Annotated in this window: 22 protein-coding genes, 1 pseudogene and 1 riboswitch; of the genes and pseudogenes, 15 read left to right on the forward strand and 8 right to left on the reverse strand. The window is 69.4% G+C overall.

From position 1 onward, the window contains the following. Positions 1 to 35 precede the first annotated feature (35 nt). Positions 36 to 161, forward strand: a complete 126-nt coding sequence (locus ACGFIV_RS12800; RefSeq protein ID WP_358551766.1) for a hypothetical protein — start codon at positions 36 to 38, stop codon at positions 159 to 161. Between the two features lie 465 nt (positions 162 to 626). Beyond that, the gene (locus tag ACGFIV_RS12805; protein WP_307784623.1) at positions 627 to 818 is read left to right on the forward strand and encodes a LuxR C-terminal-related transcriptional regulator; all 192 of its coding nucleotides are present in this window, start codon (positions 627 to 629) and stop codon (positions 816 to 818) included. A gap of 167 nt (positions 819 to 985) precedes the next feature. On the opposite strand, the gene ACGFIV_RS12810 is transcribed toward ACGFIV_RS12805, so the two are convergent. After that, positions 986 to 2,065: an NlpC/P60 family protein gene (locus ACGFIV_RS12810; protein ID WP_358551788.1), complete on the reverse strand. Its 1,080-nt coding sequence runs from the start codon at positions 2,063 to 2,065 to the stop codon at positions 986 to 988. Between the two features lie 5 nt (positions 2,066 to 2,070). Next, a riboswitch (cyclic di-AMP (ydaO/yuaA leader) is annotated at positions 2,071 to 2,275 on the reverse strand. A 369-nt stretch (positions 2,276 to 2,644) separates the two neighbouring features. Between ACGFIV_RS12810 and ACGFIV_RS12815 the strand changes: the two genes are divergently transcribed. The 7 genes from ACGFIV_RS12815 (at position 2,645) to ACGFIV_RS12845 (ending at position 10,641) form a co-directional block, all read left to right on the forward strand. Further along, the gene (locus ACGFIV_RS12815; protein WP_358551768.1) at positions 2,645 to 3,190 is read left to right on the forward strand and encodes an amino-acid N-acetyltransferase; all 546 of its coding nucleotides are present in this window, start codon (positions 2,645 to 2,647) and stop codon (positions 3,188 to 3,190) included. Between the two features lie 116 nt (positions 3,191 to 3,306). After that, positions 3,307 to 4,566: an RDD family protein gene (locus tag ACGFIV_RS12820; RefSeq protein ID WP_392834456.1), complete on the forward strand. Its 1,260-nt coding sequence runs from the start codon at positions 3,307 to 3,309 to the stop codon at positions 4,564 to 4,566. 335 nt (positions 4,567 to 4,901) lie between these two features. After that, positions 4,902 to 5,540, forward strand: a complete 639-nt coding sequence (locus tag ACGFIV_RS12825; protein ID WP_392834459.1) for an RDD family protein — start codon at positions 4,902 to 4,904, stop codon at positions 5,538 to 5,540. 290 nt (positions 5,541 to 5,830) lie between these two features. Continuing rightward, positions 5,831 to 5,980, forward strand: coding sequence for a hypothetical protein (locus ACGFIV_RS12830; RefSeq protein ID WP_358551774.1), 150 nt, complete (start codon positions 5,831 to 5,833; stop codon positions 5,978 to 5,980). 119 nt (positions 5,981 to 6,099) lie between these two features. Next, entirely contained in the window at positions 6,100 to 6,432 is a 333-nt protein-coding gene (locus ACGFIV_RS12835) for an Lsr2 family protein (protein ID WP_358551776.1), read from the forward strand. Positions 6,433 to 6,744: 312 nt separating this feature from the next. Beyond that, a complete protein-coding gene (locus tag ACGFIV_RS12840) occupies positions 6,745 to 9,294 on the forward strand; it encodes an ATP-dependent Clp protease ATP-binding subunit (protein ID WP_358551778.1) in 2,550 nt (849 codons plus the stop codon). A gap of 402 nt (positions 9,295 to 9,696) precedes the next feature. Beyond that, positions 9,697 to 10,641 carry a TIM barrel protein gene (locus ACGFIV_RS12845; protein ID WP_358551780.1) on the forward strand — a complete coding sequence of 315 codons (945 nt, stop codon included), beginning with the start codon at positions 9,697 to 9,699 and terminating at the stop codon, positions 10,639 to 10,641. A gap of 15 nt (positions 10,642 to 10,656) precedes the next feature. Here ACGFIV_RS12845 and ACGFIV_RS12850 read toward each other — a convergent pair whose 3' ends face one another. Next, positions 10,657 to 11,523 (reverse strand): A/G-specific adenine glycosylase, encoded by an 867-nt coding sequence (locus ACGFIV_RS12850; RefSeq protein WP_392834464.1) that lies wholly within the window; start codon positions 11,521 to 11,523, stop codon positions 10,657 to 10,659. A gap of 474 nt (positions 11,524 to 11,997) precedes the next feature. Here ACGFIV_RS12850 and ACGFIV_RS12855 point away from each other — a divergent pair, with 474 nt between their 5' ends. Continuing rightward, on the forward strand, positions 11,998 to 13,311 hold the full coding sequence (locus ACGFIV_RS12855) for an ATP-binding protein (protein ID WP_392834467.1): 1,314 nt from the start codon (positions 11,998 to 12,000) through the stop codon (positions 13,309 to 13,311). Between the two features lie 36 nt (positions 13,312 to 13,347). Here ACGFIV_RS12855 and ACGFIV_RS12860 read toward each other — a convergent pair whose 3' ends face one another. Then, complete coding sequence (locus ACGFIV_RS12860; protein ID WP_358560024.1) at positions 13,348 to 14,031, reverse strand: response regulator transcription factor; 684 nt, start codon at positions 14,029 to 14,031, stop codon at positions 13,348 to 13,350. A 385-nt stretch (positions 14,032 to 14,416) separates the two neighbouring features. Between ACGFIV_RS12860 and ACGFIV_RS12865 the strand changes: the two genes are divergently transcribed. Further along, positions 14,417 to 15,130: a hypothetical protein gene (locus ACGFIV_RS12865; protein ID WP_358560026.1), complete on the forward strand. Its 714-nt coding sequence runs from the start codon at positions 14,417 to 14,419 to the stop codon at positions 15,128 to 15,130. An 82-nt stretch (positions 15,131 to 15,212) separates the two neighbouring features. Here the strand turns inward: ACGFIV_RS12865 and disA are convergent, their stop codons facing one another. The 5 genes from disA to ACGFIV_RS12890 form a co-directional block, all read right to left on the reverse strand. After that, on the reverse strand, positions 15,213 to 16,301 hold the full coding sequence (gene disA, locus ACGFIV_RS12870; RefSeq protein WP_358560028.1) for a DNA integrity scanning diadenylate cyclase DisA: 1,089 nt from the start codon (positions 16,299 to 16,301) through the stop codon (positions 15,213 to 15,215). Positions 16,302 to 16,368: 67 nt separating this feature from the next. Beyond that, positions 16,369 to 17,802: a DNA repair protein RadA gene (radA, locus tag ACGFIV_RS12875; protein WP_358560030.1), complete on the reverse strand. Its 1,434-nt coding sequence runs from the start codon at positions 17,800 to 17,802 to the stop codon at positions 16,369 to 16,371. Between the two features lie 57 nt (positions 17,803 to 17,859). After that, complete coding sequence (gene trxA, locus ACGFIV_RS12880) at positions 17,860 to 18,174, reverse strand: thioredoxin (protein WP_358560032.1); 315 nt, start codon at positions 18,172 to 18,174, stop codon at positions 17,860 to 17,862. Beyond that, a complete protein-coding gene (locus ACGFIV_RS12885) occupies positions 18,171 to 18,551 on the reverse strand; it encodes a MerR family transcriptional regulator (protein ID WP_358560034.1) in 381 nt (126 codons plus the stop codon). The genes trxA and ACGFIV_RS12885 overlap by 4 nt, the downstream gene beginning before the upstream one ends. A gap of 84 nt (positions 18,552 to 18,635) precedes the next feature. After that, positions 18,636 to 19,334: a class I SAM-dependent methyltransferase gene (locus ACGFIV_RS12890; protein ID WP_358560036.1), complete on the reverse strand. Its 699-nt coding sequence runs from the start codon at positions 19,332 to 19,334 to the stop codon at positions 18,636 to 18,638. A gap of 105 nt (positions 19,335 to 19,439) precedes the next feature. On the opposite strand from ACGFIV_RS12890, the gene ACGFIV_RS12895 reads away from it, so the two are divergent. The 4 genes and pseudogenes from ACGFIV_RS12895 to ACGFIV_RS12910 form a co-directional block, all read left to right on the forward strand. After that, positions 19,440 to 20,255 (forward strand): sugar phosphate isomerase/epimerase, encoded by an 816-nt coding sequence (locus tag ACGFIV_RS12895; RefSeq protein ID WP_358560038.1) that lies wholly within the window; start codon positions 19,440 to 19,442, stop codon positions 20,253 to 20,255. A gap of 13 nt (positions 20,256 to 20,268) precedes the next feature. Next, positions 20,269 to 21,036: a class I SAM-dependent methyltransferase gene (locus tag ACGFIV_RS12900; protein WP_358560040.1), complete on the forward strand. Its 768-nt coding sequence runs from the start codon at positions 20,269 to 20,271 to the stop codon at positions 21,034 to 21,036. Positions 21,037 to 21,076: 40 nt separating this feature from the next. Continuing rightward, positions 21,077 to 21,766 (forward strand): TetR family transcriptional regulator, encoded by a 690-nt coding sequence (locus tag ACGFIV_RS12905; protein WP_392834477.1) that lies wholly within the window; start codon positions 21,077 to 21,079, stop codon positions 21,764 to 21,766. Positions 21,767 to 21,941: 175 nt separating this feature from the next. Further along, positions 21,942 to 22,671: pseudogene (locus tag ACGFIV_RS12910) on the forward strand (Fe-S oxidoreductase); the annotation flags it as partial.

The following is a 22,671-nucleotide window of genomic DNA, read 5'->3' on the forward strand; positions in this document are numbered from 1 at the left end:
CGCCCCCCGAACATCACCGCCCGCGAGCCGCTCATGTGAGGTACGAGCTGACGGCACTGAGCGTGTCGCTCCTGCCGGGCATGATTGTGATCAAGCGGCGGGCGGAGATCCATATCGAGGACGTGGAGGCGGGCCGCGCCGATTACGACGCCAGGGCGTGATCGATAGCGACAAATCAGGGCACGGTGGCATGTCGCGCAGCCGGGTGCGGCCAGTCGGAAAAAGTCTGAAACAACCCATCATTTCATGAGCGGAAATGAGCGCTGATCATATATCCGTGCCCGAGGATGATCCCGAGGCCGGGCCGGGAACCCGCCATCCACCAGGACCGCGGTCGCGTCTCGCCGGGCCGTGACGGGTGCTCACGCTGATCTCGGTCGGTGTCCGGCCAACCTATAGGTTCGCAGACATGTCATGAGTAGTTCACATATGGACTGGTATGTCAATCACGAACGGAACGCGTATCGAGGTCGGCGCTTGACGACCTTTCGAGATGGCGTTTACCGTTCCTGACGGGCGGGCCGAAGCATTCAGTATGTTGCCGAGTTCGTCGTGGGGGAGGACACCCGATGGCGTATCCGGATCTGGTTTCCCGGGGGAATGACATTCCCCCGGGATCAGACGGTGTGGGATTGAGCGACGATGATCTTCTTCTGCTCGCCGAGTTGGCCAAGGGCGTGACGGTCGACAGAGTGGGTCGCCGGCTGGACGTGAGCGGCCGCACGGTGCGGCGGCGCCTCCGGGGCATCTGCGATCGCATCGGCGTCGCCACCGCCATCGAGGCGGTGGCCTGGGCGGCGCGACGCAGGCTCATCTGACCGAGGGCGGCCGGCTGAGGACGGCGCGTCGTGGGCTGATCCAGCCGAGCGTGCGCGCCGTGTGGCGAGGGAAGCACGCGGGCAGGCATGAACCACCGCCTGCCCGCCGTGTCGCCTCGACGGCTGCCCCAGGCCCGTACGGGCACCTGTGACATCTTGGGGCACTGTCAGTCGGCGATGCGCACGCCGCCGGCGAACGGCCGGTTGCCCAGCGGGGCCACCCGCACCACGTCACCCGTGTGAGGCGCGTGCACCATCATGCCGCCGCCGATGTAGATGCCCACGTGGTGCAGGTCGCTATAGAAGAAGACCAGGTCGCCGGCGCGAAGATCCTCCCGTTTCACGTGGGTGCCGGCGGTCCACTGGTCGCCGGTGTAGTGGGGCAGGCTGATGCCGACCTTCTGGTAGGCCCACATGACCAGGCCGGAGCAGTCGAAGGTGGTCGGGCCCGCGGCGCCCCAGACGTACGGCCTGAGTTGCTGCGTCAGCGCCCATTTGGTGGCCTCCGCGGCCTTGCCCTGTCCCGGGATCGGGATGTCGACCTTCGTCGCCCTGCCGAACGACTGGCCCACCTGGGAGAGCGCCCGCCTGAACAGGCTGGTCTCGGTCTTGGTGACCAGGGCGCGGATCTTGTCGCGCTGGACCGAAAGGTCGGTGACGAGCTGCTTGACCTCTACCTCGCGGGCCTTGGCGCTCGCCTTGGCGCGCTCGGCCATGTCCATGGCCTTGGTGATCTGCGAGACCTCCTCGCCCTGCTGCAACTGGAGGGCGTAGGTCGTGGCCGCCCGGTCGAGGTAGCCCGCGGGGTCGCCGGACATGGCGAGCGCCAGCGAGGAGTCGATGCCGCCGGTCATGTAGGCGTCCTGCGCGTACAGCCCGGCCTTGCGGCGCTTCTCCTCCAGATCGGTCTGGCTCTTGGCCAGCGTCTTCTTGGCGAGGTCGGCCGAGCGCCGCGCCTGCTCGAGACGCTCCTTCTGGCCGTTGTACTGCTCGGTGAGCGACTCGATCTCGTTGTAGAGGTGCTCGACCTGGGTCTTCAGCTGGTTCAGGCTGGGCTTGGGATCGGCGGTGGCGTTCATCAGGGGCGACCCGAAGGTCACGGCCGTCAGGGTGACGGTGACGAGCGCGATACGGCGCGGGAGGCGTCGGGGCGCTCCCAGGACCGTGCCGAGCCAGGAACGCGGGCTCCGTTCTCGGGAGCGGGCATGCCTGCCCGCGCTTTTTCCAGGCGTGCGCCTAGGCTGCACCAACAAGCTCCTCTCCTTTGCCGCCTACCGGGTTAGCTGACGGGTTCGGGCCGGAGTAGCCCTACCGAGCGCGTGATCATGGAGGAACGCGATGCCTCCCGCTCGGATTCACCCCAGGGGTGGTGGTCCGCCGGGTCGCCCCGTCTCTCACCATTGGGTCCCCGGTTCCCCGCCACGTTGGATGTGGCCGGGATTAGGCGGTTTCAGCCACCGCTAGGCGATGACCGACATTGACGCTGGACACTAGTGCAGTCGAGGTTCCTGCTCAACCAGAACTGCGAATTCTGTTGAGGTTTCACAACCGACGCATCACGAGAAGATCACGCCCGCTGCGACGACGGGCCCACGTTACCCTGGCTTTACGAGTCTTTGGGGGTCGGTTGGCGCAGAAAGTCGCAGGTCTGCCTCCGCGTCGACTATGAAATGTCAACAAGACCGGCGATTTCGACGCACGGCGCTCGACCGATTACCCAGCGCGACGGAGGCTAGGATCGAAGGGGTTTGGGTCCGGCCGTTATGGCGCGCGAACCCCTGCCACTGGGGGAGTCCCGCCTCAGGGGCCGGATACGCTGACCGGTCATGGAGCAGGTCGTGGAGCCCGGACGCGCCGGCAGCACGCTCGTCGTCAGGCGAGCACGCACTCCCGATGTCCGGACGATCAGGCGACTGGTCGACACCTATTCCGGCGACGGCCCGCGCCTGCTGCGCAAGTCGACCGTCACCCTCTACGAGGACGTCCAGGAGTTCTGGGTCGCCGAGAGCGGCGGGGAGGTGGTGGGCTGCGGGGCGCTGCACGTGCTCTGGGAGGACCTCGCGGAGATCCGCACCGTCGCCGTCGACGAGAGCCGCCGCGGCCTCGGCATCGGGCACATGATCGTGGCCGCGCTGCTGGACACCGCGCGGGAGCTCGGGTTGCGGCGGGTCTTCTGCCTCACGTTCGAGGTCGGCTTCTTCGCCAGACACGGGTTCGAGGAGGTCCAGGGCACTCCGGTGTCTCCGGAGGTGTACGCCGAGTTGCTGGACTCCTACGATGAGGGCGTGGCCGAGTTCCTCGATCTGGAACACGTCAAGCCGAACACTCTCGGTAACACACGCATGCTTCTCCATTTGATCCCGCGATCTTGACCGGTGGGATGACGCGATGGAAAGGTGACTGTTGATGCCACTGTCGCTACGTTGGGCAACACCACAGCATGTGTGTCTGACATATGCCGCATGCGAAGCCGAAGTGAGGTGACACGGTGAGCACCGGACAGCCGCCGTACCCACGGGACGAACCGGAGGACGATCAGTCGTTCTCCGGATCTCCGCAATATGGGCAGCAGCACAACGCCGACCCGGAGGTGACGGTCATTCACCGTCCCCAGCCGACATCAGAGAACAGCTACCCCCAGCAGTCCTACGGGCAGCAGCAGCCGTACGGCCAGCAGGGTGCCTACGGGCAGCAGGGCGGCACCGGAGCGTACGGGCAGGGCCATCCCCAGCAGTCCCAGTCGCCGGGCCAGCAGTCGTACGGCCAGCAGGGTCAGCAGGCGTACGGTCAGCACGACTCGCAGCCGGGCGCCGGCCAGCCCTACGGGCAGCAGGGCTACGGCCAGCAGCAGTATGGCCAGCAGAGCCAGCAGGGTTACGGCCAGCAGCCTCAGCAGGGCCAGGGTTACGGCCAGCAGCAGGCCTACGGTCAGCAGGGCTACGGCCAGCAGCCGCAGTACGGCCAGCAGGGCCAGCAGGGCTACGGCCAGCAGCCCGGCCAGGACCAGCAGGCGTACGGCCAGCAGGCCCAACAGGGGCAGCAGCAGTACGGCCAGCAGCAGGGCTATGGCGATCAGCAGTACGGCCAGCCGCAGTACGGGCAGCAGCAGGCCGGCTACGGCCAGCAGCCGCAGTACGGCCAGCAGGGATACTCCCCGCAGGGCTACGGCCAGCCGGGCTACCCGCAGGGCGGCTACCAGCAGCCCTACGCCCCGGCGGGCGCGCAGCCTCCGGGCGCGCCGGCGCCTCTGGCCGAGTGGTGGCAGCGCCTGGTCGCCCGCCTCATCGACGGGGTGATCCTCATGATCCCGTACGTGATCATCAGCATGGTGCTGAACGCGATCATCGTGATCCAGGTCAGCTACAACGCCACCACGGGGGTGATCACCCCGCCGAGCGGAGCCTTCCTCGCGTCGCTGCTGATCTCGCTGCTCGTCGGAGCCATCTGGATCGCCTACGAGGTCGTGATGCTCAAGCAGCGCGGGCAGACCGTCGGCAAGATCCTCATGGGGATCAAGGTCGTCCCTGTGGGCGGCACGCTGGACGCCGGCGGTCTGACGACCGACGTGGCGATCAAGCGCGCGGCCGTGCTCTGGGGGCCGTCGCAGATTCTCCAGTGGATTCCTGTGGTGAACTGGATCGGCTCGATCTTCTGCCTGGTGAACGTTCTGTGGCAGTTCTGGGACAAGCCGCTCCAGCAGTGCCTTCATGACAAGGCCGTGAACACGATCGTCGTCAAGGTCAAATAAGGCCGGCGAGAGGGCCGGGGGATGTCATCCCCCGGCCCTTTTCTGTCCGCGCCCACCCGTGGGCACCTGCTCCTGGCGTCGTGTTCTGTCCAAGATGCCCCTCGCGTACCGTTCCGCGAGACCCCCGGCCGGATCCGTGAGACCCTCAGGCGACCCGTTGGTGAAATCCCGGGCAACCGCACCCTGAACTCCAGGGCGGCGCTCATGGGAGGACGCGCACGGCAGGCTCCGGGGCCCCGGCGACGAAGTCGGCGAACCGGTAACGGACATACACGTACATGCGATAGGACCTTGCACGAACCGCAGCTTCTACGCTTGTCGCGAAAGGTGCTCTAATGACGGCAGAACCGCCCCCCGGCAATCCCTACCAGCCTCCCCCGCCGCCCGGTCAGCCGTACGGCAACCCCCAGGGCGGGGACTACGGCAACCCGTACGGCGCTCCGCCGCCGTACGGCGCCCCGCAAGGCGCCCCGCTTCCGCCGGGAGTGCCCGCCCCGCTCGCCGAGTGGTGGGAGCGCCTTGTGGCGCGGATCATCGACGGTGTGATCTTCGGCATCGTGTACGCGATCCTGACCGCCATCCTGACGTCGATCTTCAGGCCGTCGGTGGCGGACATCCTCGCGAATCCGACGGGCTCGTTGGTGCTCCCGGGCCTGCTGGCGGGGATCATCGCGTTCGGCGCCTATGCCGCCTACGACTATGTCCTGCATTCCAAGGACGGTCAGACCATCGGTAAGAAGGTCATGAAGATCCGCCTTGCCGCGCTCGGCGGTGGACCCCTGGATTCGTCGTTGGTGATGAAGCGTTCCGCTATCTACCCGGGCGTGATGGCTCTCTACGGCATTCCCGTCCTGGGATGGCTCGCGTCCCTCTTCGTCCTCGTGCTGGGCGTGCTAATCCTCATCGACAAGCCGCTACAGCAGGGCCTGCACGACAAGCTCGCGGGCACGGTTGTCGTCAAGGCGCCGCGCTGAGATCAGCTTTATGGGCGGGGCGGTCGCGCTGCGGCCGTCCCGTCCGTGTTTTCAGGGGGATCACCTTTCCAGGGCCATCCGGTAAGACGGCTGGAGAGACGGAGAAAGCTCTGGAACGGTCCTTCGGCGGGTATGGGCCGTCGCCCCGCAACCCGCGCTGACCTCCTGTGGGGATAGAGTCGGATCCTGACTCCCTGATCAGGCAACCGTGGTACAGACTCAGGGAGTCTCGTGTGACAATTAACGTGGGGTCCCGGTGAATGCCACCCCCCCGCGTGGAGCGAGGATCAATGAACGATGTATTGTCCGCGTTGATACCACCTGCGGTAGTCGCCGCGGTGGTCATCATCGGCGTCGTGAAGCTGATGCGTTCCGAAGCGGAGGGCAGGCGGCAGGAGGCGGAAGCCTCGGGGAAGTCGTCTGAGGCTTCTTCCGACTGACCCGGCGGGTACGGCGACACGTTCCCCGTGAATCCACAGGTTCCTTGAATTGTCAGCCAGGGTTACCGGGTATATGTTTAGCTGGCGAATCGAACAATGCTCTGCGAAAGGATTGCCAGATGGCCACGCAGATCCAGAAGATACTCATCGACGACCTCGATGGTGGCGAGGCCAATGAGACTGTCACCTTCGCGATTGACGGCTCCGCTTACGAGATTGACCTGAGCGGCGACAACGCCAAGAAGCTGCGCGAGGCGCTGTCCTCTTTCGTCTCCGGAGCCCGCAGGGCCGAGGGCACCTCCACCCGCGGTCGTAAGCGCGGCGGCGGCCAGCGTCCGTCCCGGGAAAAGAGCTCGGAGATCCGCGCGTGGGCCAAGGCCCACGGGATCTCCGTGAGTGAGCGCGGTCGTATTGCCTCCTCCGTGGTGGAGCAGTACGAAGCGGCACACTGACGCGCCCTTTGTGATCACTCGGCTATGGCGGCGTTGGGTCATCAATCGCCGTCATAGCCGCATGATCGTGTTATCCGAGCGTGATCGCCCGGCGCGCGGCCGAGGGGTTCACGTAAATCGGCGGAGTTAAACGTCGTTCGCTTGCGGCGTAGCGGGAACATGTGACCCCCCAACAGTAGTTGGATGGAGCGTGAACGCCCTGCTCTCGGGGAACGTCTCCTGTATAGAGCGGTCACCGGTCGGGGCTAGCATGCGGATGCGGCGGGCCCGGATATCCCGAGCTGCCTGACCGCTCTGTGAGGGAGCGACGAGATGTTCGAAAGGTTCACTGACCGCGCACGGCGGGTTGTCGTCCTGGCCCAAGAAGAGGCCCGGATGCTCAACCACAACTACATCGGCACTGAGCACATTCTTCTTGGCTTGATCCATGAGGGCGAAGGCGTGGCCGCCAAGGCGCTTGAGAGCCTGGGCATCAGTCTTGAGGGTGTGCGCCAGCAGGTCGAGGAGATCATCGGCCAGGGGCAGTCGGCGCCGTCGGGGCACATTCCTTTCACCCCGCGCGCCAAGAAGGTCCTTGAGCTGTCGCTCCGCGAGGCCTTGCAGCTGGGTCACAACTACATCGGCACCGAGCACATCCTCCTCGGCCTGATCCGTGAGGGCGAGGGCGTCGCCGCTCAGGTGCTGGTGAAGCTTGGCGCCGACCTCAACCGCGTCCGGCAGCAGGTCATCCAGTTGCTCCACGGCTACCAGGGCAAGGAGCCCGCGGCCGCCGGCGGCCCGCAGGAGTCGGCTCCGTCGACCTCGCTTGTGCTGGACCAGTTTGGCCGCAACCTGACCCAGGCCGCCCGCGAGGGCAAGCTCGACCCGGTGATCGGGCGCGACAAGGAGATCGAGCGGGTCATGCAGGTCCTGTCCCGCAGGACCAAGAACAACCCCGTCCTGGTCGGCGAGCCCGGCGTCGGCAAGACCGCTGTGGTCGAGGGCCTGTCCCAGAAGATCGTCAAGGGCGAGGTGCCCGAGACGCTCAAGGACAAGCAGCTCTACACCCTCGACCTGGGCGCGCTGGTCGCCGGTTCCCGCTACCGCGGTGACTTCGAGGAGCGCCTCAAGAAGGTGCTCAAGGAGATCCGCACGCGCGGCGACATCATCCTGTTCATCGACGAGCTTCACACGCTGGTCGGTGCGGGTGCCGCCGAGGGCGCGATCGACGCCGCCAGCATCCTCAAGCCGATGCTGGCCCGGGGCGAGCTGCAGACCATCGGCGCGACCACGCTCGACGAGTACCGCAAGCACCTGGAGAAGGACGCCGCGCTGGAGCGCCGGTTCCAGCCGATCCAGGTGGCCGAGCCCTCGCTCAGCCACACGATCGAGATCCTCAAGGGCCTGCGCGACCGTTACGAGGCCCACCACCGCGTGACGATCACCGACGCCGCCCTCGTGGCGGCGGCGCAGCTGGCCGACCGCTACATCAGCGACCGGTTCCTGCCGGACAAGGCGATCGACCTCATCGACGAGGCCGGCTCGCGCATGCGCATCCGCCGCATGACCGCGCCGCCGGACCTCCGCGAGTTCGACGAGAAGATCGCGCAGGTGCGCCGCGACAAGGAGTCCGCGATCGACGCGCAGGACTTCGAGAAGGCGGCGGCCCTCCGTGACCAGGAGAAGCAGCTCCAGCTCAAGCGCGACAGGCGCGAGAAGGAGTGGAAGGCCGGCGACATGGATGTCGTCGCCGAGGTCACCGAGGAGCTCATCGCCGAGGTCCTCGCGACGGCCACCGGCATCCCGGTCTTCAAGCTGACCGAGGAGGAGTCGCAGCGCCTGCTCCGCATGGAGGACGAGCTGCACAAGCGCATCATCGGTCAGGACGACGCCATCAAGGGCCTGTCCCGGGCGATCCGCCGCACGCGCGCCGGTCTGAAGGACCCGCGCCGTCCGGGTGGTTCGTTCATCTTCGCCGGCCCGTCCGGCGTCGGTAAGACCGAGCTGTCCAAGGCGCTGGCCGAGTTCCTGTTCGGGGACGAGGACGCGCTGATCATGCTCGACATGTCCGAGTTCATGGAGAAGCACACCGTCTCCCGGCTGTTCGGCTCCCCTCCCGGCTACGTCGGGTACGAAGAGGGTGGCCAGCTCACCGAGAAGGTGCGGCGCAAGCCGTTCTCCGTGGTCCTGTTCGACGAGATCGAGAAGGCCCACCCGGACATCTTCAACTCGCTGCTGCAGATCCTGGAAGACGGTCGCCTGACCGACGCCCAGGGGCGGGTCGTCGACTTCAAGAACACCGTCATCATCATGACGACCAACCTCGGCACCCGTGACATCTCCAAGGGCATCGGGGTCGGGTTCGCGAAGAACAACGACGTCGAGGGCAACTACGACCGGATGAAGTCGAAGGTCCAGGAGGAGCTCAAGCAGCACTTCCGGCCCGAGTTCCTCAACCGTGTCGACGACACCGTGGTCTTCCACCAGCTCACGCCTGCCGAGATCATCAAGATCGTCGATCTGATGCTCGCCCAGGTGGACGCGCGTCTGAAGGACCGCGACATGAGCATGGAGCTCACGCCCGAGGCCAAGCAGCTGCTGGCCGACCGTGGGTACGACCCGGTGCTCGGGGCCCGCCCGCTCCGCCGCACGATCCAGCGCGAGCTGGAGGACTCTCTGTCGGAGAAGATCCTTTACGGCGACCTGCGGCCCGGTCAGATCGTCAAGATCGCGATCGAGGGCGAGGGCGACGAGGCCACGTTCACGTTCGTCGGTGAGCAGAGGGCTCAGCCGGAGATCCCGGACTCCGCGGCGGCCATCGTGGAGGACGCGAGCACCCGCGCCGGCGCCACCGCCGGACCGGCGGACCGCACGCGGCCGTAAGGGCCGCACGCGGCCGTAAGGACCGCGCCGGTCGGCCGGAAGAGGTTCGAAGGGACCCCTCGTGAGAGCACCTCACGAGGGGTCTTTCGCATTTCGTGAGATCACTTTGGTCCGATTCGCTATGTCACCACCGAAGGTAGTACTACACTCCGTAGAGCGAATCAGGCCAAGTCTCGACCAGGTGGCTCACAAGACCCACTGAGTACGGTGAACGTCGCCGAGATCGCCCCGTCGGTGTAGTGGGACATCCGCTGCCGGGAGGACGCGAGGCTCGGCGCCCACCGGCACACTCGGGCGGGCCAGGCCGGATTCCCGGCAGGTAGGGGACCTCTGCCTCAGGTGACCAGGACAGGTCACGTGAGGTGATGAGATCCGAAGCGCAGTACGCCTGGGAGGTACCGAATGCGCCTGTGCCATGAGGACGGCACGCTCGTTCACCTGTCCTACAACGCGGGCGTGCACCCCGCGGAGGACCTGGAGAACCTGATCGCCCATCTGACCCGTTACGCCGTTCCCGTGCGGAAACGGCTTAGCGTCGACCGGCTCGGCATCGGCCTCTGGCTGGCTCCCGGCGTCGCCGACCACCTCACCGCCGACCGCATCGAGCTCGTACGGCTGCGCCGCTCCCTGGAGGAGCGCGGCCTGGAGGTCGTCAGCCTGAACGGGGCGGGCGGCAGGGGCATGGGGCAGGAGAGCCCCGGTCCTGACTGGGCCAAGCCCGAGCGCTACCGCTACACGATGGCCCTAGCGAAGATCCTCGCCTTCCTGCTGCCCGAGGATGTCCGCTTCGGGAGCATCTCGACGATCCCGATCGGCTGGCGGCGCGACTGGCCCGCCGACCTTCACGCGATCGCGTCCCGGCGGCTCGACCGGCTCTCGCGCGAGCTCCGCGGCCTCCACAGTGTCACCGGCAAGACCATCAGGGTGGGATTCCAGCCGTGGCCGGGATGCGTGCTGGAGACCACCGAGCAGGCTGTGGAGCGCGTGTGCGGCATCGACTCCGAATACCTCGGGGTCTGCCTGGACGCCTGCCACCTGACCTGCGGCGTCGAGGAGCCCGCCGCGGCCCTGCGCGGGGTGGCCGCGGCCGGGGCCACCGTGGTCAAGCTCGGCCACGTGCACAACCACACGGGCGAGGTCCCGGGAACCGAGTCGATCCTGGAGGACACCCTGGCCGCGATCCTGTCGGGCCCCATGATCGGCGGAGCCCACATCGAGGTGGAGGCCCACGGCCTGGCGTCTCCCGCGAAGGGCAAGGGCCCGGCCGCGCTCGTGGCCACGCTGGCCGACGAGCTCGACTGGACCCGCCGCAACCTCACCGCCCTCGGCCTCAAGCTCGCCGCCTGACCGTTTGGTAATAGCTCAGACGGGCAGCCGGTAGGTGCCCTCGGCCAGCGCTTCCGCGAGGCCGTCGGCGACGAGGCCGTCAAGAGCCCGCTCCCGCTGCACCGCATCGGCCCAGACGACGTCGAGCGCGGCCTTGGGCACCGCTCCGTGGGCCTCCCTGAGAACCGCCAGCAGCCGCCCCCGGCACTGCCGGTCAGTGCCCGCGTACGTCTGGCCGCGCCGCTCCGGGCCGTCGTAGGCCGGCCGGCCCGCCAGGCGCCAGGCGCAGAGGCCGGCCACGGGGCAGTCGGCGCAGCGGGGCGCGCGAGCCGTGCAGACCAGCGCCCCGAGCTCCATGACGGCGACCGCCCAGCGCGGGGCGTCCAGGGCGGGCAGCAGGGACTCGGCCAGTCTGCGCTCGGCCGTCGTGGTGGCCTTCGGGGGGTACTCCTCGCCGCGCACGGCCCGCGCGAGCACCCGCCGCACGTTGGTGTCCAGCACGGCATGGCTGCGGCCGAAGGCGAAGCTCGCCACGGCCGCCGCCGTGTAGTCGCCGATGCCGGTGAGCTCGCGCAACTCGTCGTAGGACGACGGCACCTGCCCGTCGTGCTCTGCCGTGACGGCTCGGGCGCACGCGTGCAGGTTGAGGGCGCGGCGGGGGTAGCCGAGGCGTCCCCAGTGGCGTACGGCCTCACCGGGTGGCTCGGCGGCCAGCGCGGCGGGCGTGGGCCAGCGCTCCATCCACTCGGTCCAGATCGGCAGGACGCGGACCACGGGTGTCTGCTGGAGCATGATCTCGCTGACCAGGATCGCCCAGGGGCTCGCATCGGGCCGTCGCCAGGGAAGATCTCGGGCCTTCTCGGCGTACCAGTCGAGGATGGGGGCATGCAGTCCGGTTCCCACGACGTCGAGCCTAGATGCTGCGCACCCTGGCTCACGCCTGTTCGCCTCACCCGCCCCCCGTCGCTCATAGGTGGGCAGGGATGGGGAGGGGAGTCCGCGTCGCGGTCCGGGAAGCCATGTGAGCCACCGTAGACAGCCGGTCGTGTGACGGGGGTCAAAGCCGGGTTATCGCGCTTCTTACCTTTCCAGATCTCGCCGGTCGGGAGCGAAGGAGTTCGCTCCCGACCGGCGGATGACGACCGCTCACGAAGGGGCCGGTGCCGCCACGCCGGAGGTCAGCGCCTCCTGGACGATGCGGATCGCCTCGCCGGTGTCGATGCCGACGCTGGCGATCACGGCCGCGTAGTCGGCGGCGGCCCGGCGTGCCCGTTCGCGCCGTCCTGACGTACCTGATCAGGACGTGTTAGCGGGGCCCTTACCCGGCATCTGGGACCCTGTCCGGATGAGGAGTGGTTCCGGAAGCCCTTCCCGGCGATGAGCGTCACCCGGGAGCCCCACAGCACCCCGCTGCGGCGCAGGGTCCTCGTGGCGATCGTCGGCATCGCCGCGCCCGCCGTGGCGCTGTTCGCGGTGCCGCTCGCGCTGTCCGTCGAGCGCCTCTACCACGACGAGACGGCCGCGGCCCTCGGGCGCGACGCCGCGTGGGTCGCCGCCGCGATCCCCGACGAGGTGGTGAAGAACGGCCTCGCGTCGGTCTCGCTGCCCAAGGGGCTGCCCACCGGCCTCCGTGTCGGCGTCTACGCGACCGACGGGGCACTGCTGTTCGGCGACGGGCCCAGGCGATCGAACCTAGCCGCCGGTTCCCATGACGGCCACGTGCACGAGGCCGTCGAGGACGGCTTCATGGCGGTCTCCGCCCCGATCCCCTCCGACGAGGGGCGCGGGGGCGTGGTGCGGGTGGCCACGCCGTACGACGAGGTCGCGGACCGGGTACACGACACGTGGCTGCTAATGGCGGGCCTGGCGGTGATCGTCGTCAGCCTGGCGATCGCGTTCGCCCTGCGCGCGTCGAGACGGCTGGCCGCGCCCCTGGAGCACCTGACGCGGGCGGCCCAGGCCCTCGGCGCGGGTGACTTCTCCATCCGTGCCCCGCGTTCGGACCTGCGGGAGGCCGACGTCGCGGGCCTCGCCCTCGAATCGACCGCCCAGCGGCTCGGCGAGGTGCTCGAACGCGAGCGCGCCTTCAGCGCCGACGTCTCCCATCAGCTCCGTACGCGCCTCACCGGCATGCTCCTGGGGCTTGAGTCCGCCTTGGCCCGCCCGGACGCCCAGCGTGAGGACGCCATCCGTACGGCCCTCGCTCGGGGCGAGCAACTGCGCACGGTCATCGAGGATCTCGTACGGCTCACGCGCGAGCACGGCGCGCAGGACCGGTGCCTGGACGTCGGGGCGCTCCTGGAAGAGGTCCGGGAGACCTGGTACGGAGGGCTGGCCGCGCAGGGGCGGTCCCTGGCGCTGAACCTGCCCGGCGAGCTGCCCGCCGTCGCCGCGTCGCCCGCGGCGCTCCGGCAGATCTTGCAGGTGCTGCTGGACAACGCCGTCGCGCACGGGAAGGGCGAGATCACCGTGGACGTGGCCGACCTCGGCGACGGGGTCGCGATCGAGGTGGCCGATCAGGGGGCGGGGATCCCCGAGGGGGCCGACGTGTTCGCGCGCCGCTCGGGGGACGAGGAGGGACACGGCATCGGCCTGGCGCTGGCGCGGTCGCTCGCCGAGGCGGAAGGCGGGCGGCTGGTCCTTCGCCGGCTCTCGCCGCCGGTGTTCAGCCTGCTCCTGCCCGTCGCCTGACCCACCCGAGCCCGCGCGCCGCCTCCGCCGGGCCGGCTATACGTCGATCTCGTAGCGGTAGCCGCGGCCCCGGAGGGTCGTGATGCGCTGGGGATCCTCGCCGTGCTCGGTCAGCTTGCGGCGCAGGGCGAAGACGTGCACGTCGAGGGTCTTGGTCGGCCCGAACCAGTTGGCGTCCCACACGTCGTCCATCAGCTGCTCGCGCGTCACGACCTCGCCCGCGCGGGACGCCAGCGCCGCGAGCAGGTCGAACTCCTTGGGCCGCAGGGCCAGTGCCTCGCCGGAGACGTACGCGCGGCGGGCGGGGAGGTCGAGGGTCAGGAGCCCGACGGACAGGGTGCGCTCTCCCGGCGGCGCCGTCTGGCGGCGCAGGTGCGCGCGCAGCCGGGCGAGCAACTCGGTCAGCCTGAATGGCTTGGTGAGGTAGTCGTCCGCGCCCGCGTCCAGCGCGACGACGACCTCGAACTCCTGGGTGCGGGCGGTCAGCACGACGATCACCGTGGAGGGCAGGGCGCTCCGGAGGCGCCGGCATACGGCCACGCCGTCGATGTCGGGCAGCCCGAGGTCGAGCAGGACGAGGTCGGGAGCGCCGTCGCGCACCCGCTCAAGCGCCTGGCCGCCGGTGGTCGCCAGGGTCACCTGGTATCCGTTGCCGCCGAGCGCCTCCAGCAGCTCGGAACCGATGGCCGGGTCGTCCTCCACGACCAGCACACGTGTCATACGGTCGATGGTAAGCGAGCCGGGTACCAGCGAGGCGCTCACCAAGGACGGCACCGTGGGCCCGTAGGAGAGCACCGCGAGGCCCGCGCGAGAGGGCCACGGGGTTCGTGCGAGAGGACTGCGGGTCTGCGCGGGAGGGCCGCGGGGTTCGTGCGGGAAGGCTGCGGGTGCGCGAGAGGGCCGCGGGGTTCGTGCGAGAGGGGCGCGGACGGGTCTCGGGAGTTCGCGGACGGGTCGCGGGGGTCGACGGGAGTTTTCCGGCGCTCGGGTTACACGTCAAGGTCGTCGCTTCTGCCCTGGTCTGTCATGCCTCCCCAACCAGCACGTTCTCCGCTGATCGGCGGGTCGACACCCTTGACGGGCCACAACTCTCCATACTGTGAGTATGGATCCGGACACGTTCCGTGGTGACGTCGGCGTAGAGGGGCCGGACGTCTACTGGCGCCGCAGGGTGTCGGTGCTCACCGGCGCCCTGGTCGTGGTGGCCGTGGTCGCATGGGCCTGCACGAGCGCGTCCGGTGGCCTCGGGTCGGGCTCGCCGGCGCGGCCCGCGGTCGCGGGGTCGAAGGACCCGAGCCCCGGGGCGAGCCCCGCGGTGGTCTCGCCGAGCTCCACTCCGAGCCCCAGCACGACGGCCAAGGCGCCGGCCTCCGCGCGTCCCCCGGTGATCCTCACGCCCTCGCCCCTGCCGACCCGCACCCGCCGCCCCGGCGACCCGTGCCAGAAGCCCGACCTGGTCATCAGCCTGAGCGGCTCGTCCGAGGTCTACTCGGGCAAGGGGGCTCCGAGATTCATGCTGACCGTCGTCAACATCGGCCGCCTCGAATGCACGGTCGACGTCGGGCCGCGCGCGGTCGAGATCCGCATCACCTCGGGGTCCGACCGCGTCTGGTCGACGGCCGACTGCGTGAGCGGCGAAGGCCGCGACGTGCGGCGTCTGCGGCGTGGGGTGCCCCACGTGCGCATGGTCGAGTGGGACCGTCACCGCTCCGCGCCCGACTGCCGCTCAGCCCGTCCGAAGGCCCACGACGGCACCTACGTCGCCACGGCCCGGCTGGAGTCGCTGAAGAGCCCGAAAGTGATCTTCCACCTACGCTGACGCGGGCCTGCCAGGACATAGCGCTCCAAGGGTGCTCACGCGCAGCGCATCAAGGATGCTCGGATGGAGCACTCGAAGGTGCTCAGACGTAGCGCTCCAGGATGGAGGCCTCGGCGAGGCGCGACAGGCCCTCGCGCACGCTGCGCGCCCGCGACTCGCCGACGCCGCCCACCGACTGGAGGTCCTCGGTGCTGGCCGCCAGGAGCTTCTGCAGGCCCCCGAAATGGTCCACGAGGCGGTCGACGACGCTGCCGGGGAGCCGGGGCACCTTGGCCAGCAGACGGAACCCCCGGGGGCTCACCGGCCCGTCGAGGGCCTCGGAGCCCGCATGGCCGAGCACGCGGGCGACGGCCGTGAGGTCGAGCAGGTCGCCGGGGGACAGCCGGTCGAGCTCCGCCAGCGACTCGAAGACCCTGAGCGGGCGGCGTCCGGTCCCGGCCGGGAGGTAGTCGCGCATGATCAGGTCGCGGTCCTCCTCGACGCCCGCGACCAGCTCGGCCAGTTGCAGGGAGAGCAGGCGCCCGTCGGTGCCGAGCTCGACGACGTACCCCTCGATCTCGCCGGCGATGCGGCGGACCATTTCGAGCCGCTGCACCACGGCGGCGACGTCACGGACCGTGACCAGGTCTTCGATCTCCAGGGCCGACAGGGTGCCGGAGACCTCGTCGAGGCGCATCTTGTAGCGCTCCAGGGTCGCCAGGGCCTGGTTGGCCTTGGACAGGATCGCCGCGGACTCCTCCATGACGTAACGGACGCCGTCGAGGTACAGGGCGATGATGCGCATGGACTTGCTGATGGAGATGACGGGAAAGCCGGTCTGCCGCGCCACCCGCTGGGCGGTGCGGTGCCGGGTGCCCGACTCGTTGGTGGGAATGGAGGAGTCGGGGACCAGGTGGACCGCCGCACGCACGATCTTGTTGCCGGCGCGGTTGAGCACGATGGCGCCGTCCATCTTGGCCAGCTCGCGCAGGCGGGTCGCGGAGAACTCCACGTCGAGCAGGAAGCCGCCCGTGCAGACGACCTCGACCGTTTCGTCATAGCCGAGCACGATGAGGGCACCGGTGTGCCCGCGCAGAATGCGCTCCAGGCCGTCACGCAGCTCGGTGCCTGGAGCGAGCGTGGCAAGAGTGGACCTTCGGCGCTCGTCGATCCCCTTGTTGGTGTGTGCCACATGGCCCCCGCTGGTCGCTGACGTCGCCCAGTTTACCGGCGAAGCGGTGACCGGACCCGGACGGTGCTCAGGTGACGTGCGTGAGCGCGTCCCAGACGTTCTCTGCCTCTGTGACGTCGAAACCGTGGGAAAAGTTCGTCGTACGGATGGGAGGGCTGGTCACGGGGACCGGATGGAGCGCGTCGCGCCCGTCGGCGCTCGGGAGCGCGGAGGGCTCCTGGTCGAGCGACCCGGCGGGCACCAGGGCGTGGGTGAAGCCCAGGCGTGCGGCCTCGGCCACCCGGCGCCTGACGTCTCTGACCGGCCGCAGCTCCCCGGCCAGGCCGACCTCGCCGAGCACGATCAGGCCGGGCGGCAGGGGACGGTCGCCCGCCGCGCTGGCCACCGCGAGCATCACCGCGAGGTCGACGGCGGGGTCGTTGAGCCTGATGCCGCCCACGGTGGCGGTGAAGACGTCGCAGCCGCTCAGCCGGGCGTTCAACCGGCGCTCAAGCACGGCGAGGATCATCGTCACGCGGAAGGGGTCGAGGCCGGAGGAGGACCGGCGCGGCTGCTGCGCCTCCGTGGGGCCGACGAGGGCCTGCACCTCGGCCGGGAGCGGACGGGTGCCCTCGACCGTGACGGTGACGCACGTGCCCGGCACCGGCTCGGAGCGCCGCGAGACGAACAGCCCGCTCGGGTCGGGCAGCCCCTGGATGCCGCGCTCGTTGAGGTCGAAGCAGCCGACCTCCTCGGTGGGGCCGAAGCGGTTCTTGATGGACCTGACCATGCGCAGCCGCGAGTGGCGGTCGCCCTCGAAGTGGAGCACCACGTCGACGAGGTGCTCAAGGACTCGCGGCCCGGCGATCGAGCCGTCCTTGGTGACGTGGCCCACCAGCACGGTGGACATGCCGCGCTCCTTGGCCAGGCGGACGAGGTTGCCCGTGACCTCGCGCACCTGCGTGACCCCGCCGGGGACGCCCGAGGCGGCGGAGGAGCCGATGGTCTGCACCGAGTCGACGATGAGGAGCCGGGGCTGGACCTTCTCGACGTGGCTGACCAGCGCGGCGAGGTCGGTCTCCGCCGCCAGGTAGAGCTGGTCCTGGATGGCGCCGATGCGGTCGGCCCGCATGCGCACCTGGGCGGCGGACTCCTCGCCTGTGACGTAGAGCACGGTGTCGTGGCGTGCCGTGCTGGCGGCGGCCTCCAGCAGGAGCGTGGACTTGCCGATGCCCGGCTCGCCGGCCAGCAGAACGACGGCCCCGGGCACCAGGCCGCCGCCGAGCACCCGGTCGAGCTCGCCGATGCCGGTGGTGCGTGCTCGGGCGAACTCGGCCTTGACCTGGCTGATCGGCAGCGCGGGGGCGGACACAGCGCCCCCCTGGACGACGTGGACCCCGGCGCGCGCGCCCTCTTCGTCGACCGTGCCCCAGGCCTGGCACTCGCCGCAGCGGCCCACCCACTTGGCGGCCCGCCACCCGCACTCGGCACAGCGGTAACCGAGCTTCTGCGTCTTGGTCATGCGGGGCACGCTATCGGCCCGGGCCGACAAACTCGCTCTCACGGGCCTCCGGGCAGATCAGAAATGGCCGTCCAGCTCGGCGAGCAGCAGGCGCTTGGGCTTGGCGCCGATGACCTGGCGGACCACCTCGCCGTCCCGGTAGAGGTTCAGCGTGGGGAAGCCCATCACGCCGTAACGGGCGGCGATCTCCGGGAAGTCGTCGGCGTTCAGCTTGGCCACGGTCAGGCGCCCGTCGTACTCGTTCGCGATCTCCTCCAGGATCGGCGCGACCATGCGGCAGGGTGGGCACCACTCGGTCCAGAAGTCCACGAGGACGGGCTTGTCGCTCTTGAGTACCTGCTCGTCGAAGTTCTCGTCGGTCAGTGTGATCATGTCGTTCCTCCGGTTCTGAGCACGCATCCGGGGCACGCCTCGGAGAGCTGTGCGGCCACCTCGGCCCTGCGGCCGAGCAGGGTGCGTATCTGCTCGTCGATCTCGGCGAGTTTGCGCCGGTAGACCTCGACGGACTCGGGGCAGGCGTTTCCGGCGTGGTTGCCCGCTCGCAGGCAGTCCACGAAGGGACGGGCGTCGTCGAGGGTGAACCCCACGGTGAGCAGGGAACGGATCTCGGTGACCAGCTTCAGGTCGGACTCGTCGTACTCCCTGTAGCCGTTGGCCGTCCTTCGGGCCGGGAGCAGTCCCTGCTGCTCGTAGTAGCGCAGCGCCCGAGTGCTCACTCCCGCTTGCCTGGCCAGCTCCCCGATCCGCATGGGCCCTCCCTGGTACGCGCTCAACGCTAATCGTTGACGTTAACGTCAAGGTCAAGCCATCGCGTCCCGGGAGATACGCGAAGGTCAGAAGTGGCGCCAGCGCAGCACGTTGGGGTAGTCGAGATCGAGGCCCTGGGTCCGCGCGATCGCCTCCTCGGCCACGGCGGGGGCGAACTCGATGCGCAGGACCGCCTCCAGGTCGGCCCTGGACGAGAAGACCATGCGCAGGTCGAGCTCCTGGCGCCGCCATCCCTGGCGCGACCAGAACGCCTCCACGGCCGCCGCGGAGTACGACGGCACGGTGCGGCTGAACCAGCCGCCGAAAGCGCCCCTGGTCGCGTCCAGGTCGACGACGAAGGCGGCCCCGCCCCGCCGTACGACCCTGGACAGCTCGCGCAGGCCGGGCTCGCACCCGGGGCCGAAGAAGTACGCCCACCGGGCCACCGCGACGTCCACGGAGGCGTCGGGGACCGGCAGCGCCTGGGCTGTGGCCGTGCGGACCGAGACGCCGGGAAGCCCGCGGCAGCGCTCGGCGGCGAGCGTGGCCAGACCCGAGTGCGGCTCGACGCCGACGACCTTGCTCGCGGTGGTGGCGAAGGCGGGCAGGTGGAAGCCGGTGCCGCAGCCGATGTCGAGGACGACGCCCCCGGTCCACGGCCGGATGGCGGACATCGCCGCGTCCACGACTCCCTCGGGGTCGACGGCGCGGTTCTCCAGCTCGTAGGTACGAGGTGAGTTCCAGATGTTCGGACTGGGGATGGCCCCGTCAGCGATCCGCGCCATGAGAACACGCTAGACCAGCCGGAATGCGGGCCGTTCAATTGTGATCTTCATTGCATCCGGGTTGCGGAGCGCCACCTGGCCGTGACCCGGCTTAGGCTGGCAGATGTGACCGACGTCATCCGAGTCCCGAACGCCAAGATCGCATTGTCCACCGCGTCGGTGTATCCGGAGCGCACTCCGGACGCCTTCGAGCTGGCCGCGCGCCTCGGTTACGACGGCGTCGAGGTCATGGTCGGCGCCGATCCGGTGAGCCAGGACATCGACGTGCTGGAGCGGCTCTCCGACCATTACCAGTTGCCGGTGCTGGCCGTGCACGCCCCGTGCCTCCTCGTCACCCAGCGGGTGTGGGGCCGTGACCCCTGGGCCAAGCTGGTCAAGGCGCAGAAGGCGGCCGAGCGGCTCGGCGCGCGCACCGTCGTGGTCCACCCGCCCTTCCGCTGGCAGCGAGACTACGCCCGTGACTTCGAGACCGGGCTCGCCCGCATGCGCGACGAGACCGACGTGACCTTCGCCGTGGAGAACATGTTCCCCCTGCGCGCCCGCGGCGCCGAGGTCGTGCCCTACTCGCCGGGGTGGGATCCCGTCGACCAGGATTTCCCGCAGGTCACGCTCGACCTGTCGCACACGGCCGTCTCGGGCTCCGACGCCCTCGAAATGGCCGAGAAGCTCGGTGACCGGCTCGCCCACCTGCACCTGGCCGACGGCGTCGGCACCACCAACAAGGACGAGCACCTGGTGCCCGGCAGGGGGAGCCAGCCCTGCGCGCGCATCCTCGAACGCCTGGCCACAGCGGGGTACGGCGGCCTGATCGTGCTGGAGATCAACACGCGCAAGGCCGCAGGGCGCACCGAGCGCATCGACGACCTGGCCGAGGGCCTGGCCTTCGCCCGCCTGCACTTCGCCGCCTCCTCGACGACATGATCCGATCGACGCCATGAGCCACGAGGTGTTCGACCGCGTCGCCGAGGCCTACGACGCGGCCAGGCCGGGATATCCCGACGGCCTGTACGACGCGCTCGCCGACCTGTCCTCCATCTCGCTGGCCGGGGCGACCGTTGCCGACGTGGGCGCGGGCACGGGCATCTCGACGCGGGGCCTGCTCGGCAGGGGGGCGCAGGTCGTCTCCGTCGATCCCGGCCGGCGCATGCTGGCCCGGCTCGTGGCCCGCACGGACTCGCCGCGCGCGGTCGTGGGCGACGGCAACGCGCTGCCGCTCCGCTCTGGGTCGGCCGACCTGGTCTGCTACGCGCAGGCGTGGCACTGGCTGCGTCCCGAGGAGTCGATCAAGGAGGCGCTCCGCGTGGTGCGCCCGGGCGGCGCCGTCGCGGCCTGGTGGAACACCCTCGACCTGGGCGCGGGCTCCGCCGACTGGCTGGTGGCCTACGAGGTGCGGCTCGCCGGGAGCTGCCCCGGCTACCAGGGTCCCGCGCTGCCCGATTGGAGCGTGCCTCCGGTCGCGGCGGCGATGACCCGGGCGGGGCTGACCGTCAGCGAGGCCTGGGTCCACTGGACCCGTGACGTGGGCGTCGCCGACTTCCTGCTCGACCTGCGGTCCCACTCCTACGTCGCCGCCATGGACGACGCCGCCGCGGACCGGCTCGTCGAGCGCGAGCGCGCCGAACTGCTGAGGGTCTTCCCCGGCGGCCGGCTCACGGTGCCGATGCGGGTCTACCTCGCGGTCGCCTCCAGGGCGGACGGGTGAGCGTGGCTCGCGAAGCGCACACGGCGCGGAAGGCGGGCGGGTGAGCGCGGGTGGCGACGGCGCGGAAGGCGGGCGCCTGAGCAGGGGTGACGACGGGGAAGGCGGGCGCCTGAGCAGGGGTGACGACGGGGAAGGCGGAGGGGTGGCGACCGAGAGGCGGCGTCCGGGGCGGCGTCCGGGGTCGGCGGACACGCGAGGCGAGATCGTCACGGCGGCACGCAAGATCTTCTCCGAGAAGGGCTTCGACAAGGCGACCATCCGGGGCATCGCCCGCGAGGCTGGGGTCGACCCGGCGCTGGTCCACCACTACTTCGACACCAAAGAGGGAATCTTCGTCGCGGCGCTGCGGTTGCCGGTCAACCCCGCGGAGATGATCCCCCTCATCCTCCAGGGGCCGCGCGAGGAGATCGGCGAGCGCCTGGTCAGGTTCCTGCTGACGATGACGGCCGATCCGCAGGCGCGCGAGCCGATCATCGCCCTGGTGCGCAGCGCGATGACGAACGAGCAGATCGTCGCGATGATCCGCGAGTTCCTCACCATGGCCGTGATGAACCGGGTGGCCGAGGGGCTGGGCATCCCGGCGGTCCGCATGCAGGTCGCGTTCGCGCAGATGTTCGGCGTCGTCCTCATGCGGTACGTGCTGCGCCTGGAGCCTCTGGCGTCCGTCGAGATCGAGGAACTGGTCGAGATCCTGGCTCCTACCATCCAGCGTTATCTCGGAGACGACTGACCGGCCCCCGGGCGAGCTTTTCCCAGAGCATTGTTCTAGTATCGGTCCGACCAATCATGAAGGTCCCGCGTCCGACTTTAAGTTACCGGCGGGTACTATTCGATATGGTCTCGCCGTAACCGTGGATGACCGGTGTGTCTACGCTGGGCAGCCAACGCCATAGTTTGGAGGACCCGTGCTCCTTGTAGCGATCATCGGGCTTGTGATGACCGCCGTGGCGGTCACGCTCGCAGGTCGCCGCGTGCTCTGGCTCCACAGCCTCGCCACAAGCGGCCAGCCCGCCCCCGAGCGGGTGCAATACGCCAAGGAGAACATCGGCGCCGAGCTCAAGGCGCAGCTCGTTGAGGTGTTCGCCCAGAAGAAGCTGCTCAAGTGGACACCGTCGGGCGTGGCCCACTTCCTGGTGTTCTGGGCCTTCGTGATCCTGGCGACGGTCTACCTGGAGGCGTACGGGGCGCTGATACAGGGGGCGGTCACCGGCAGGCCGGACTTCCACATCCCTCTCGTCGGCACCTGGCCCGTCCTCGGGTTCCTCCAGGACCTCATCGCGATCGCGTGCGTCCTCGGCCTCGCGTCCTTCGCGGCCATCCGCATCGCGAACTCGCCGAAGAAGCTCGGCCGCGCCTCGCGGTTCTCGGGCTCCCACCTCGGCGGCGCGTGGCTGATCCTGTTCATGATCTTCAACGTGATCTGGTCGCTGTTCCTGTTCCGCGGCGCGGCGATCAACACGGGCAACTTCCCCTACCGCGCCGGGGCCTTCGGGTCCGAAGCCTCCGCGGCGCTGCTCCGCCCCCTCGGTCACACCGCGAACGAGGTGCTGGAGAAGGTCGGTCTGCTGCTGCACATCGGTGTCATGCTGGTGTTCCTGGTGATCGTGGTGAACTCCAAGCACCTGCACATCTTCA

Source organism: Sphaerisporangium sp. NPDC049003 (assembly GCF_043197795.1).
Classification (GTDB): Bacteria; Actinomycetota; Actinomycetes; order Streptosporangiales; family Streptosporangiaceae; genus Sphaerisporangium.

What these genes read in the sequence shown, in the direction of transcription:
- ACGFIV_RS12815 (WP_358551768.1), top strand. Translation starts at nt 2,645, where the DNA reads ATGGAGCAGGTCGTGGAGCCCGGACGCGCCGGCAGCACGCTCGTCGTC.
- ACGFIV_RS12825 (WP_392834459.1), top strand. Translation starts at nt 4,902, where the DNA reads ATGACGGCAGAACCGCCCCCCGGCAATCCCTACCAGCCTCCCCCGCCG.
- ACGFIV_RS12830 (WP_358551774.1), top strand. Translation starts at nt 5,831, where the DNA reads ATGAACGATGTATTGTCCGCGTTGATACCACCTGCGGTAGTCGCCGCG.
- ACGFIV_RS12835 (WP_358551776.1), top strand. Translation starts at nt 6,100, where the DNA reads ATGGCCACGCAGATCCAGAAGATACTCATCGACGACCTCGATGGTGGC.
- ACGFIV_RS12840 (WP_358551778.1), top strand. Translation starts at nt 6,745, where the DNA reads ATGTTCGAAAGGTTCACTGACCGCGCACGGCGGGTTGTCGTCCTGGCC.
- ACGFIV_RS12845 (WP_358551780.1), top strand. Translation starts at nt 9,697, where the DNA reads ATGCGCCTGTGCCATGAGGACGGCACGCTCGTTCACCTGTCCTACAAC.
- ACGFIV_RS12855 (WP_392834467.1), top strand. Translation starts at nt 11,998, where the DNA reads ATGAGCGTCACCCGGGAGCCCCACAGCACCCCGCTGCGGCGCAGGGTC.
- ACGFIV_RS12860 (WP_358560024.1), bottom strand. Translation starts at nt 14,031, where the DNA reads ATGACACGTGTGCTGGTCGTGGAGGACGACCCGGCCATCGGTTCCGAG.
- ACGFIV_RS12865 (WP_358560026.1), top strand. Translation starts at nt 14,417, where the DNA reads ATGGATCCGGACACGTTCCGTGGTGACGTCGGCGTAGAGGGGCCGGAC.
- radA (WP_358560030.1), bottom strand. Translation starts at nt 17,802, where the DNA reads ATGACCAAGACGCAGAAGCTCGGTTACCGCTGTGCCGAGTGCGGGTGG.
- trxA (WP_358560032.1), bottom strand. Translation starts at nt 18,174, where the DNA reads ATGATCACACTGACCGACGAGAACTTCGACGAGCAGGTACTCAAGAGC.
- ACGFIV_RS12885 (WP_358560034.1), bottom strand. Translation starts at nt 18,551, where the DNA reads ATGCGGATCGGGGAGCTGGCCAGGCAAGCGGGAGTGAGCACTCGGGCG.
- ACGFIV_RS12890 (WP_358560036.1), bottom strand. Translation starts at nt 19,334, where the DNA reads ATGGCGCGGATCGCTGACGGGGCCATCCCCAGTCCGAACATCTGGAAC.
- ACGFIV_RS12900 (WP_358560040.1), top strand. Translation starts at nt 20,269, where the DNA reads ATGAGCCACGAGGTGTTCGACCGCGTCGCCGAGGCCTACGACGCGGCC.